Genomic DNA, 13,482 nt, shown 5'->3' with positions numbered 1-13,482 from the left:
TAGGAATTTCACGTCATGAATATTCAACAATTAACGTTCTTGCTAAGCGGTTTCATGGGAACAGTGATTCTAAGCGTGCTGACCTTTCTCTGTGGCGGCTTGCTCGGTTTCTTTATCAGCCTGATGAGGGTATCGGGCAGCAAGACTTTACAGACCCTTGCCTCGATTTACATTGCCGTGTTGCAGGGTATTCCACTGCTGGTACTGATGGGGGTCGCATTTTATGGACCCAGTTTATTTAACGTAACACTCAACCCTTTGTTTGCTGCGGTGCTGGCTCTGACCTTTTATGCGTCCGCCTACCTGGGCGACATCTGGCAAGGCTGCATCAAGTCGGTGCCCAAGCCTCAATGGGAGGCCGCGGAATGCCTGGGCCTTAGCCGAACACGCCGCATGCTGCTGGTTGTTTTACCTCAGGCCATCCGTATTTCCCTGCCGCCTACGGTCGGCTTCATGGTGCAGATCGTCAAAAACACGTCGATTGCTTCGCTGGTCGTCGGCTATGCCGAACTGGCCTATAACTCGAAAATCCTGAATAACTCTACCTTCGAGCCTTTTTTATATTTTGGTCTGGCGGCATTGCTGTACTTCGCTATTTGTTATCCACTTTCTGTCATAAGCAGAAGAATGGAATTGCAACTGCAACGACACTAACTTTCTGGAGACTCACATGAAAAAAAGCATTCTGACCTTTTGCATGATGGCCATCATGACAACGGGCTTCTCACTCGCCTACGCCGATACCTTGTCCGATATTCAAGAAAAGAAGGTCATCAAAGTGGCCATTGACCTAGGCAACCCGCCTTTTGGACTGCAAACAGAACAACTCAAAGCCGGCGGGTTTGACGTACATACCGCCGAGCTGCTGGCCAGCGACCTGGGCGTGAAGCTGGAAATCGTAGCCACCACGGGACCTAACCGCATCCCGTTCCTAACCTCTAGACGCGCCGATATCGTCATTTCCACCTTGGCCAACACACCTGACAGAGCCAAAGTCATTGATTTCACCGTGCCCTATGCGGCTGTGCTGAATATTGTGGCAGCGCCCAAGAACATGCAAATTACCGGGCCCGAAGATTTGGCTGGTCAGCGTATTGCAGCAACCCGCGGTACGACGAATGATGTTGAGGTCACGAACGTGGCCCCCCTCAGCTCAAGTGGTTCGCTTTGATGATGAGGCCACGACACTAACATCAATAACCAGTGGCCAGATCAAGGTTGTAGCGCAGAATCCGCAGATGGTTAAGCTGATGAACGAAAGAAATCCAAAACTCGAACTAGAACAAAAATTCGTACTTAAGCAAATACAGTTTGGTATTGGGGTGCGCAAAGGCGACGATAACCTGAAGAACTGGATCAATGACTGGATTCAGGCCAACCTGAAAAACGGCAAGCTAAACGAGTTATACAAACAGGACATCGGCACCGATCTTCCTGAAGAAATCATCAACGCTCAGTAGTTCGTTAACGAGAATAATCACTATGTCTGTAATCGTTTGCCTTGACAATGTCCATAAGCAATTTGGTTCAAATCAGGTCTTGAAGGGCGTTAGCTTCGAGGTTAAGAAAGGGGAAGTCGTTGCGATTATCGGGCAAAGCGGTTCCGGTAAAAGTACGGCATTACGCTGCATTGATCATCTTGAAAAAATCAATGAAGGCCAGATTACGGTTTGCGGACATAATTTGGCCGACTCAGCGCCTGATTTAAAGTTATTGCGGCGTGATGTCGGTATTGTTTTTCAAGGCTATAACCTGTTTCCCCACCTGACTGTAGAGAAAAATATCAAGCTGGCCTTGAAACACGTTCGCAAGCTGGGAAACGCAGAAGCCAGAAAAATTGCGCAAGACGTACTGCAAAAAGTCGGTTTATCGGAAAAGGCCGATAGCTATCCCGAGCAATTGTCGGGCGGCCAGCAACAGCGTGTGGCGATTGCCCGTTCTCTGGCAATGGCTCCGCAGGTTATGTTATTTGATGAGGTTACCTCAGCGCTTGATCCGCAATTGACCGGCGAGGTACTCAAAGTCATTGAAGAGCTCGCCGCTGGCGGCATGACAATGATACTAGTTACGCACGAAATGAGTTTTGCCCAGAAGGTGGCCGATAAAATCATTTATATGCGTGACGGCCTGGTATGGGAGATGGGAGGCCCCGAGATTCTTAGCCATCCAAAGACACCAGAGCTGCAAGAGTTTGTCGGCATTGGTATGTAACAGGCACCGTTTCGTTAAATCAACGCCATTGACACGAGGACAAGACCATGTGGCAGGTAAGTGAACGCTATCCCGACCCTAGAATTCAAAGTCTGCACGCCGACTTTGCCCACTATCGGCTGGCTAGCGCCGCCGTTGAAATGCTGGCAAGTGGAACCCGCTGGGCCGAAGGGCCCGTCTGGTTCGGCGATGGACGCTTCTTGCTATGGAGCGACATACCACGCGATCGGATCATGAAGTGGGAAGAAAGCACCGGTTCTGTCTCGGTCTTTCGCCAGGGTAGCAATATGGCGAACGGAAATACCCGGGACCGCTTTGGCCGCCTCATCAGCTGCGAACACCTCAGCCGCCGTGTTACCCGTACCGAATACGATGGCAGCATTACCGTACTGGCTGACTCCTTTGAGGGCAAACCACTGAACTCGCCTAACGACGTCATCGTCAAATCCGACAACTCTGTCTGGTTCACCGATCCGCCGTTCGGAATTCGCGACTTCTACGAAGGCCGGCCTGCCAAGCAAGAGTTGCCCGCCAATGTGTATCGCATTGATGGCCAGTCTGGTGAAATCACCGTGGTGGCTTCAGATGTCGAAGGGCCGAACGGCCTGTGCTTTTCGCCCGACGAAACTATTCTGTATATCGTTGCCTCCCGAGCGCAGCCAAATCGTCTTATCTACGCCTACGATGTTGCGCCCAGCGGCAAAACCATCACGAATCAAAGCATACTGATCGATTGCGGCCCAGGCACCTCCGATGGCATACGGTGCGATGAAGACGGCAACCTCTGGTGCGGCTGGGGGATGGGAAGCGAAGAACTTGATGGGGTACGTGTATTTAGTAAGCAGGGCACCCCACTGGGACATATTCATTTACCCGAACGATGCGCCAACCTTTGCTTCGGTGGCAAAAATAATAATCAGCTTTTCATGGCGGCCGGGAAAAGTTTATTTAGTCTTTACGTAAACGTGCGCGGCGCGCTTTAAGTCTGAAATACTAGTGTTTACACCTAGTAGACACATCTTAAACAGCTTATGTAATATATTAGTGTTTTACTTCTAGCTGAAATTTTTGGTAGATACGCATGGATGCAACGCAGGTTCTTAAACAACTATTAGAGCGGAATCAAATAGATCCCTCACATTTTGATCTGGAAAGTTTCCGCGCCGATCAGCAAAATTTTCAACAGAACCTGCAAAAAATACGGGATCTGAATCCTGACCTGGCGCTAGAGCCTATCCAGTCTGTACATCAGGTATTAAAAGGAAAGGCGCAATGAGTACGCCTGATTTCCTGCAGTTAAGTATCGCCAAGCTCAGCAGCCTTATTCAATCTAAAGCACTTTCTCCAGTCGAAGTGACCGAGGCGTCGCTGTCGCTGATCGAAGCTCGCAATGGCAACCATAACGCCTATGTCACAGTCATGGCCGACGAAGCCATGGCTGCAGCTCGCAGGGCCGAACAGGAAATACTGGCAGGTCAGTATAGAGGCCGTCTGCATGGCGTGCCGCTAAGCCTGAAAGATGCGATTTACACTAAAGGCATTCGCACCACCTTTGGTTCGGAAACCCATAAAGACTTTGTTCCTGCGTACGACGCAGACGTGGTAGTTCGCCTGCGCCAAGCCGGTGCCGTCATTTTGGGCAAAACCAATATGCAGGCCTTCGCTTTAGGGCCGACAGGCGACAAATCGTACTTCGGACCAGTTCTGAATCCGCGTAAACCTGGCAAGATCACCGCTGGTTCCAGCTCCGGCTCGGCTGGTGCGTTGGCCTCGTATCAATGCTTTGGCTCTATAGGCTCAGACACCGGCGGCTCGGTACGGATGCCAGCTTCAGCCTGCTCGTTGGTAGGCATGAAGCCCACTTTCGGCAAAGTCAGTAAGCACGGTGCCCTGCCGCTGTGCTGGACACTGGATCACCTCGGACCTATGACACGCACCGTTGAAGACAACGCATTGCTGTTGAATGCAATCGCGGGTTTTGACGAAAAAGACCCCTACTCGGTCGATCTGGAGACAGAAGACTACAGTGCAGGCATCGACAGCGGCGTTGCCGGAAAAGTTATTGGTGTACCCACCAATTTCTATTTCGACATCATTGATTCCGAAGTTCAACGGGTCTTTGATGAAACGGTGGAACTCCTGAGAAAGTCTGGTGCACATATTGTGCCCATCGCCCTACCTGAGATGGAAGAGCTGTTAATCGCCCAGCAAATTATTTTTGCCTGCGAGTCTTACTCGAGCATGAAAGGTTACCTTCAGCAGTGTCCTGAGAAAATTGATGTCGAAGTTCGCAATCGCGGTATTGCCGGACTGCTCCTGGATGCCGATGCCTACATCACAGTATTACAGCTGCGTAACCGCCTAATCCGGCAGCACCGTCAGGCGTTTAACCATATTGATGCCCTAATCACACCGACATTACCGATTTTGCCGTCCGATGTGGGACAACGCGATGTGCTGATTGACGGAAAGCCCGGCCACACGCGCATTCTGTCCCGACTGACCGGACCTAGCAACACCACAGGCTTTCCTGCCATTTCAGTACCTGGAGGCCTCTCCAAAGACGGTATACCCGTTGGTATTCAGTTAATTGGCAAGCCCAACGCTGAACAGCTTTTGTACACGCTGGCCTACACCATTGAGCAGCATGCCTCTCCAGTTTTTCAAAACAAATAAACCGATTACAAAAAGGTAACTTACGTGAACAGCTATTATCGAAGGATTCTTTCCGTCCTTGCCGTCTCTTCCCTAGCCATTTTGGCCGCATGCTCCTCAGAAGATAAAGCGTCCGCAGACACCACAAGTGCAGACACATCGAAGACCTACTCCATTAACGTAGCTTATGGCAATCAGCCCGGCGAACCCATTGACCAGTTGGCTCATAAATGGAAGCAGCTAGTTGAAGAGAAGAGTGAAGGTAAAGTATCACTGAAACTCTATCCAAGCTCACAATTGGGATCGGAGCAGGACGTAGTAGAGCAGGCACGCATGGGTAACAACGTTATTATCCTTGCGGGCTATGGCTTCTTGATGAACTATGTCGCTGATGCTGGTATCTTCGACACGCCTTACCTTGTCGATAACTTCGATCAAATGATTTATCTGACCTCGACAGATTGGTATAAGGATATCGCTGGAAAGCTGCGCGAGAAAAAACTTGATGTCTTGCTGCCTGCCGTTATCTACGGTGAGCGTCATCTGATGACAAAACGTCCGGTGCTGACTCCAGCCGATCTGAACGGCATGAAAGTCCGTGTGCCCAATACACAAATCGCCATTAATACCTTCACCGCTCTGGGTGCGTCGCCTACACCTACTCCGCTGAGCGATCTATACACTTCGCTGCAGCAAGGGCTGGTAGATGGTGCCGAGAACCCTCTTCCAGTACTTCAGGGCGTCAAGACCCAAGAGGTTGCAAAACATCTGTCACTGACCGGCCACCAGAAGTTTATATTGGCCTGGGTTGCGGGTACGGACTATATGGCTTCCTTACCTGAAGATGTAAGGCAGCTGCTGGAAGAGACAGGTATAGAGGCTCGCGATTACGGGCGACAGGTTCTTGAGGATCACGATAAAGCCGTGCTCGAATCATTCAAAGCCGACAACGTCACCGTGCATGAGGTCGACCAACAGCTCTTTAAGGATGCCGTCAGCGACGTATACGGAACATTCCCTACCTTCAGCCCAAACCTGTACGACACAGTGCAGTCTTTGCTGGCCCAGCAATAACTTTTAGTCGCGCATTAACGGTTAGAGCCTAGCCTCAACGTCACTGCTTTAGCAGCTGCACGGTGAGGCTTTCGCCCTCTTGGCGGCTTAGCCTTTAACATCATCAAAGTCTGAGTCATACAAAAGCCGGACTCAAGCTCGAGGAAACAATGAAACACTGGCTCAAGAACATAGACGATATTATCGCTACCATCGCCGTTATTGGCGTGATCAGCCTGACGATTTTAAACGTAGTCAGCCGATACGCTCTCAACCACCCGATTCAATGGGCTGAGGAACTGGCCATAGCCCTGTTTATCTGGTTTATTTTCATAGGCGTCAGCTCGTCAATGAAACGCGATGGGCACGTAGGGGTGGATTACTTCGTCCGCAAACTCCCGCGACCGTTAAAGATTCTTAGTGAAATTATCCGCGCAGGCGCCATTTATTTTGTATTGATCTATGTATTTATATACCTGGGTTCGAAGCTGGCAGCCCAGGCTAGCGACAAAATCACCCCAATTCTCGGTATCAGCTACGAAGTCATCGATATCGCCGTGCCGCTTGGTGGCCTGTTAACCCTTATCCATTTCACGTCGCAACTGGTCAGCAAGTACCGTCGCGAATACTGCGCCAACAAGGAAGTTTAAAATGGCACTCAGCATCATGCTCATTACGCTTTTAGCATTATTTTTGCTAAACGTACCTATCGCCTTTGCGATGATCTTCGGCACTGCACTGTACTTCTTTCTGAGCGACGGCTTCACCACCATGGTACTGATCCAGCGCATGGTCGGTGGCATGGAGTCCGTTCCCTTACTGGCGATTATCTTCTTTCTGACCGCCGGTATCCTGATGAACTACACCGGCATCACCCGACGAGTTCTTTTCTTTGCCATGATTGTGACCCGCCGGCTGCCAGGCTCATTAGGACAGGTTAATGTCTTGCTCAGCACATTAATGAGCGGGCTCTCCGGCTCTAACATTGCTGATGCGGCGATGACGTCGAAAATCCTGGTGCCGGAAATGGAGAGAAAAGGCTATAGCCGCTCATTCTCTACCGCACTGACGGCATCGTCATCTTTAATCACCGGTATTATTCCGCCTTCTATCGGCCTGATTATGTATGGCTACGTAGGAAACGTGTCGATCGGGGATTTGTTCCTGGCTGGCATCTTGCCCGGATTAGCCCTTTGCGGCGTATTCATGCTGTATGTGCACTTTTACGCAAAGAAACACAAACTCGAGACCGAACCCACGGAAAAAATCAGCGCTAAAGAATTTTTCCTGGCTTTGCGTGATGCCACGCTGGCACTGTTAATGCCTGTGGGTATTATTGGCGGTATACGCGCCGGAATGTTCAGCGCCACCGAAGCCGGTGCCATCGCCGTGCTCTACTCCATGTTTCTCGGCTTGGTGGTGTACCGCGAGATGAAGCTGAACCAGCTGCTGAAGGCCTTGGTCGAAACTGTACACATAGCTTCTTCCGTGCTGATCATCATCGCCGCCGGCGCCGCTTTCGGATGGGTACTTGCCTTTGAGCAAGTGCCACAACGCATGGCTGAGGTGATTGTGCATTATGTGAGCACGCCCGAACTCTTCTTTTAGTAGTTCTGGGATTCTTGCTGGTTATTGGCATGATTGTCGAAGGCAACATCACGATTATTATCCTGACGCCGTTGTTCATACCAATGCTTGCCCAGTATGGAATTGACCCTGTGCACTTTGGTATTTTCTTTGTTCTGGCAATTGCAATCGGGACGCTAACACCGCCTCTTGGCACGATTATGTTTGCCACGTGTTCGATTACCAAGACCAAAATAGAGGATTTCATTGTTGCCAGTCTGCCGTTTCTGGCAATACTCGCGCTATTTACCCTGGCCCTTGCGTACATTCCTGCATTGTCAATGTGGCTGCCGACATACGTAAAATAATGAACTATTCAGCAAATCTTATAGGTCACGAGCCTAGCGTTGATATACTAGTATTGAATTTTTACGCTCCCGTAAATCACCCTACACAATACTTGTTTTAGCCAAAAATGACTACAAACATAACACTCGATCGAGGACGACAAGCTGCACCGCAGCTTTACGAGCTGTTTCGCGAAAAAATTGTCTCGCTGGATCTGGCACCCGGTTTTGTCCTTTCAAGGGCAAAACTGGCGAATACCTATGATGTCAGCCAGACACCCGTGCGCGAAGCATTGCTACGGCTTGCAGAAGAGCGTCTGGTCGACGTTTTTCCACAGTCCTCCACACGTGTCAGCCTGATTGACGTATCCTTCGCCCAGGAAACACACTTTCTACGTCGAGCCGTCGAACTGGAGGTTGTACGGGAAGTCGCCCTTAATCGTGATGAGGCGCTAATCAACAGGTTAAAAGAACAACTGGAACAGCAGAAGAAACTGCTGGACGCCAAGGACCTGGCCGGATTCACGCAAGCGGATAGAGACTTTCATCAAAGCTTGTATCGCTGGGTAGGGAAAGAAGAGCTTTGGCATCTGATATGTAGCCGTAGCGGTGACCTCGACAGGGTACGCCGTCTGCATCTTCCCTTTGTCGGCAAACGCGACCGTATTATCGATGAGCATCGGCAATTATTTCAGGCTATTGTTGATCAAGACCCCGATCGCGCACAGCAATGCTTACGCGTTCATATGTCAGGTACGCCTAAGTACATTGCCAAGATTCAGGCTGAACATCCTTCTTTTTTCAAACAGGTATAGGCAGTTTTAAGGGCAGTGGCTTTCTACTGTTACGTTGGTTTTCTTTAGACGCCGCTGAGTGAAGTTTCTTGTTGTGCTGGATTTCTTAACACGCCACTGTCGTGGTGGTGTGAAAATCGGCGACGTCGCGGCCCGCCAGCCGACGGACGTGAAGGCAGCGCACAGGCGCGGACGAACGGGGCGAAGCTGGGTTCGACGCGACGGCGTCGAACAGGAAAGCGTGAAGCCGATTTTCACACCACCACGACAGTGGCTACAACGAGGCAGGTTCAACGTTTGACTCTAACTAACGAGCTGTGCACTTTTTTATGCCTTGTTGGCAACAAGTATCACAGGCCTTTATTAGAGAGTAATTTTTTGCCTGTGCTTGGCGTAATTTTGCCGGCAAAGCCGGCTTGATCTGGTACACCATAGGCAAGCCGACAAACCAATTTAACGGTTGTTTTCTTTACGCCATGCAGCAAAATCCACATTGGTTTGCTCATCAGTCGCTGGATATAAGCCCAAGATCGACTTGCCCTTAAGCACCTGTTCCATCACGAAGTCTTCAAAAACCGTCATCTGCACGGCTTCTTCAGCAACCTCGTCAGCAATCTCTGCTGGGATGATGATGACGCCTTCAGCGTCGCCCACCACTACATCCCCGGGAAGACCGGCGCATCGCCGCAGCCAATGGGTACATTGATATCCATGGCGTGGTGCAAGGTCAGGTTGGTCGGCGCCGATGGTCGATTATGGTAGGCAGGGATATCCAGTCCTGCAATTTCAGGCGAGTCACGAAAACCGCCATCGGTCACGATGCCGCGTGCACCACGTTTCATCAGGCGTGAAATCAAAATAGAACCGGCCGAAGCTGCACGTGCATCTTTACGGCTATCGATAACCATGACAGCGCCTTCAGGACACTGCTCCACAGCCACTCGCTGCGGATGCTGACGATCCTGAAATGCGGATAAGGGATTGAGATCTTCGCGAGCAGGAATATAGCGCAAGGTAAAAGCCTCGCCCACCATATTCGGCAATGCGGGATTCAATGGCCGCACGTCTTGAATAAACTGATTACGCAAACCACGTTTAAAAAGTGCCGTACACAAGGTAGCCGTACTAACGGTAGACAGCTTGGCGCGAGTCTCTGGATTCATGGACATGATTGTTACTCCTGTTAATAAATATCGGGTTCACGGTTCGGCGCACCGAACTGGGTTTCTAAGAAATCGAAATCGCAGCCGGAATCGGCTTGTTGTATGTGCTGCGAGAACATCCATCCGTATCCCCGCTCAAATCGTTTAGGTGGCGGAGTCCACTCAGCGCGGCGTTGGGCCAGCTCGTCTTCATCTACCTCGAGCCTGATGCTACGCGCTGGAACATCCACGGTAATTTGATCGCCTGTCTTGACCAGCGCCAGAGGCCCGCCAATATAAGACTCGGGGGCCACGTGCAAAATGCAGGCTCCATAGCTGGTGCCGCTCATGCGCGCATCGGACAAGCGCAACATATCACGTACCCCTTGCTTTACCAGTTTCACGGGAATAGGCAGCATGCCCCACTCCGGCATACCAGGCCCGCCTTGCGGTCCAGCGTTGCGCAACACAAGAATATGATCTTCGGTAACATCGAGGTTTTCGTCATCCACTGCTGCTTTCATGCTGGGATAGTCATCGAAGACCAACGCCGTACCGGTGTGCTGCAAATACTTCGGTGCGCAGGCGCTAGGTTTTATGACACAGCCTAAAGGGGCCAGGTTACCGCGCAAGACAGCAAGCGCCCCTTCGTGATAGATGGGATTATCCAAGGGACGGATCACATCATCGTTATACACTTCGGCGCCTTCCAGGTTTTCACCCAAAGTACGTCCGCAAACGGTAGTGGTATTCAGGTGCAACTTTGACTTCAAGCGCGACATCAGGCCGGGTAATCCCCCTGCATAATAAAAATCCTCCATCAAGTAGGTATCACCACTGGGGCGGATGTTTGCAATGACGGGAATGTGCCTGCTGGCTTCATCCAGGTCATCGAGGGTCAACGGATGATCGGCCCGTCGCGACATGGCCAGCAAGTGAATGACTGCATTGGTCGAGCAGCCCAGCGCCATGGCCACCACAATGGCGTTCTCGAAGCTTTCGCGGCTAAGTATGCGTTTGGGCGTCAGATCTTCCCAGACCATGTCGACGACCCGTCTGCCGCACTCGCTCGCCATGCGTATGTGGTTGGCGTCAGCGGCGGGTATAGACGCTGCCCCGGTAAGGGTCATGCCAATTGCCTCGGCAATTGACGTCATCGTACTGGCCGTTCCCATGGTCATGCAGGTACCGTGACTGCGCGCAATCCCGGCTTCTACCTGAAGCCATTGTGTTTTATTGATTTTTCCTGCACGCCACTCATCCCAATACTTCCAGGCGTCTGAACCCGAGCCGAGCACCTGGCCCTTGACGTTTCCGCGCAGCATGGGACCGGCAGGCATAAAGATGCAAGGCAAGTTCATGCTGATGGCACCCATCAGCAAACCGGGCGTTGTCTTGTCGCAACCGCCCATCAAAACGGCACCGTCCACGGGGTGGCTGCGCAGCAGCTCTTCAGTCTCCATGGCCAACATGTTGCGATATAACATGGTGGTCGGCTTCACGAAATTTTCAGACAGGGAAATGGCAGGAAGCTCGATGGGAAATCCGCCGCTTTGCAGGATACCGCGCTTCACATCTTCAACGCGCTGTTTAAAGTGCGCATGGCAGGGGTTGATATCTGACCATGTGTTGATAATGGCAATCACCGGCTTACCCGCCCAGTCTTCTGGACCGTATCCCATTTGCATCAGGCGGGAGCGGTGCCCGAAGGTACGCAGATCATCAGGAGCAACCCAGCGCGCGCTGCGCAAAGATTCATAGCTTCGTAGAGACATTGTTTTTTTAGCCTTTATAAATATCAGGACTATGCGCGTGAACGCTGCGTGGCAACGATGGACGCGCAAAAAGCTCCTTCGCCTTCTTTATTTTTTAGGAGGTACTCGCTCGCGCACACCAACTATTTGACATACTAATATACTAGTGTTTTACTGACATTGGCGCAACTATTTTCGCGCCGCATCATGATTCCTCTATCGTTACTGTATATAAGGCAAAAAACCATGACACTTACTGGGAACATGCTAATCGGCCAATCCCTGGTCGCCGGCGATGACCGCGAAATTCGCGCTATCAATCCGTTTAGCAACGAGACCCTTGAGCCCGCTTATCCTGGCGCAACAAAAACCCAAGTTGATGAAGCCGCAGCGCTGGCAAATGCCGCATTCGCCAGCTACCGTGAAACCACGCCGGAACAACGTGCTGTGTTTTTGGAAACCATTGCCAGCGAAATCATGGATCTGGGCGATATCCTGATCGAACGTGGCCAACAAGAAACCGGTTTACCGCAAGGCCGCTTAGTAGGTGAACGAGGCCGCACTGTTAATCAGCTTCGCCTGTTTGCCACTGTGGTACGCGAAGGAGCCTGGCATGGGGCGCGCATTGACCATGCCAAGCCCGAACGTACACCAATGCCACGTGCCGATATCCGCTTGCGCCACATTCCTCTTGGCCCGGTCGCCGTATTTGGTGCCAGCAACTTCCCGCTGGCGTTCTCGGTTGCCGGAGGCGACACCGCCTCCGCCCTAGCTGCCGGAGCCCCTGTTATTGTAAAAGGACATTCGGCACACCCCGGTACATCGGAGCTGGTTGCCCGTGCTATTGCATCCGCGATAAAAAAATGCGAACTGCATGAAGGCGTATTTTCACTGATTTTTGGTTTCGATTATGCGGTAGGTCAACAACTGGCCGCTCATCCTTATATCAAAGCAGTAGGCTTCACCGGCTCCCGCAGTGGTGGCGTAGCGCTTATGCAAACCGCCGCCGCACGTCCGGAGCCTATTCCTGTCTATGCCGAAATGAGCAGCGTTAATCCGGTTTTTCTGCTCCCCGAAGCTCTCAAACAGCGTGGTTCCGTCATTGCTCGCGAGTTTGTCGCCTCTTTGGTCGGCAGCGCGGGTCAGCTGTGCACTAATCCTGGTTTGGTGATCGGTCTGGAATCGCCCGAGCTTGACGCCTTCGTTGACACTGCTAAAACAGAGCTTGCGGCAAGCCAAAGCACCACCATGCTGACCCCTGGCATTCATGAAGCCTATGTCAAAGGCGTAGAGGCGCTCACGCAGCTTTCCTCCGTAAAAGTGGAAGCGCAAGGGCAAATCGCCGAGGGGTGCAATCAATGTCAGGCGGTATTGCTAAGCACCACTGCTGCTGCCTTCATCGAAGCACCGCATCAGCTAGGAGCGGAGGTTTTTGGTGCATGCTCGATGGTTGTACGTTGTACCGATACAGAAGAAATGCTGGCACTGACCTCCGTACTTGAAGGCCAGTTAACCGCAACCTTGCAAATGGAAGCTGCCGACGACAATCAGCTTATCCGCAGCCTGATCTCGTCCCTGGAGCTAAAGGCGGGCAGGGTTCTCGCCAACGGTTTTCCCACTGGCGTCGAAGTCGGTCATGCCATGGTTCATGGCGGACCTTTCCCTCCACTTCCGACGGTCGCAGTACCTCGGTGGGAAGCAGCGCCATCTTCCGTTATTTACGTCCGGTCTCGTATCAAGACATTCCTAACGACTATTTACCCCTGGAGATACAGGACAAAAACCCCTGGAATGTGCCCCAGCGTATAGACAACTGAACGAAAACCCGCTCATCAAGCGCATCTCTTAATCATCAAGAAAGCTTGGCAGCTTCCGTTACTTAAGGGGCGCTTGAGCCGCCCGGTAACCCCTTGTGAGTGTGGTGCATTCAAGGGGTAAAGCTTGAGCAGGCAGTATGATC

At 51.6% G+C, this 13,482-nt stretch carries 11 protein-coding genes and 3 pseudogenes; 12 read left to right on the top strand and 2 right to left on the bottom strand.

Annotation, left to right across the window (positions count from 1 at the left end; all coding sequences use genetic code 11):
• Window positions 1-15 precede the first annotated feature (15 nt).
• The 11 genes and pseudogenes from L1889_RS16550 to L1889_RS16500 all read left to right on the top strand — a co-directional run bounded on the left by L1889_RS16550 (window position 16) and on the right by L1889_RS16500 (window position 8,647).
• Entirely contained in the window at window positions 16-654 is a 639-nt protein-coding gene (locus L1889_RS16550; RefSeq protein ID WP_238666135.1) for an amino acid ABC transporter permease, read from the top strand.
• Window positions 655-670: 16 nt separating this feature from the next.
• A complete protein-coding gene (locus L1889_RS18605; RefSeq protein WP_257794027.1) occupies window positions 671-1,171 on the top strand; it encodes a transporter substrate-binding domain-containing protein in 501 nt (166 codons plus the stop codon).
• Between the two features lie 79 nt (window positions 1,172-1,250).
• Entirely contained in the window at window positions 1,251-1,460 is a 210-nt protein-coding gene (locus L1889_RS19325) for a type 2 periplasmic-binding domain-containing protein (RefSeq protein ID WP_372871835.1), read from the top strand.
• Window positions 1,461-1,482: 22 nt separating this feature from the next.
• Window positions 1,483-2,211 (top strand): amino acid ABC transporter ATP-binding protein, encoded by a 729-nt coding sequence (locus L1889_RS16540; protein WP_257794026.1) that lies wholly within the window; start codon window positions 1,483-1,485, stop codon window positions 2,209-2,211.
• Window positions 2,212-2,258: 47 nt separating this feature from the next.
• Window positions 2,259-3,194, top strand: coding sequence for an SMP-30/gluconolactonase/LRE family protein (locus L1889_RS16535; RefSeq protein WP_238666134.1), 936 nt, complete (start codon window positions 2,259-2,261; stop codon window positions 3,192-3,194).
• 98 nt (window positions 3,195-3,292) lie between these two features.
• Window positions 3,293-3,487 (top strand): hypothetical protein, encoded by a 195-nt coding sequence (locus L1889_RS16530; RefSeq protein WP_238666133.1) that lies wholly within the window; start codon window positions 3,293-3,295, stop codon window positions 3,485-3,487.
• On the top strand, window positions 3,484-4,887 hold the full coding sequence (locus tag L1889_RS16525; RefSeq protein WP_238666131.1) for an amidase: 1,404 nt from the start codon (window positions 3,484-3,486) through the stop codon (window positions 4,885-4,887). The genes L1889_RS16530 and L1889_RS16525 overlap by 4 nt, the downstream gene beginning before the upstream one ends.
• A 24-nt stretch (window positions 4,888-4,911) precedes the next feature.
• Complete coding sequence (locus tag L1889_RS16520; RefSeq protein WP_238666130.1) at window positions 4,912-5,940, top strand: C4-dicarboxylate TRAP transporter substrate-binding protein; 1,029 nt, start codon at window positions 4,912-4,914, stop codon at window positions 5,938-5,940.
• Window positions 5,941-6,089: 149 nt separating this feature from the next.
• A complete protein-coding gene (locus tag L1889_RS16515; protein ID WP_238666129.1) occupies window positions 6,090-6,569 on the top strand; it encodes a TRAP transporter small permease in 480 nt (159 codons plus the stop codon).
• 1 nt (window position 6,570) lies between these two features.
• Window positions 6,571-7,853 (top strand): annotated as a pseudogene (locus L1889_RS16510) (TRAP transporter large permease).
• A 107-nt stretch (window positions 7,854-7,960) separates the two neighbouring features.
• Window positions 7,961-8,647: a GntR family transcriptional regulator gene (locus tag L1889_RS16500; protein ID WP_238666126.1), complete on the top strand. Its 687-nt coding sequence runs from the start codon at window positions 7,961-7,963 to the stop codon at window positions 8,645-8,647.
• A 432-nt stretch (window positions 8,648-9,079) separates the two neighbouring features.
• Here L1889_RS16500 and L1889_RS16495 read toward each other — a convergent pair.
• Together L1889_RS16495 and araD are read right to left on the bottom strand one after the other, a co-directional pair.
• Window positions 9,080-9,789 (bottom strand): annotated as a pseudogene (locus tag L1889_RS16495) (ribonuclease activity regulator RraA).
• Between the two features lie 20 nt (window positions 9,790-9,809).
• Complete coding sequence (gene araD, locus L1889_RS16490; protein ID WP_238666125.1) at window positions 9,810-11,543, bottom strand: L-arabinonate dehydratase; 1,734 nt, start codon at window positions 11,541-11,543, stop codon at window positions 9,810-9,812.
• A gap of 225 nt (window positions 11,544-11,768) precedes the next feature.
• Between araD and L1889_RS16485 the strand changes: the two are divergent.
• Window positions 11,769-13,339 (top strand): annotated as a pseudogene (locus L1889_RS16485) (aldehyde dehydrogenase (NADP(+))).
• Window positions 13,340-13,482 lie beyond the last annotated feature (143 nt).

Source organism: Paenalcaligenes niemegkensis, assembly GCF_022230885.1.
GTDB lineage: Bacteria > Pseudomonadota > Gammaproteobacteria > Burkholderiales > Burkholderiaceae_B > Paenalcaligenes > Paenalcaligenes niemegkensis.
The sequence above is the reverse complement of the archived record's forward strand: the minus strand, read 5'-3'. Positions and strand labels throughout refer to the sequence as shown.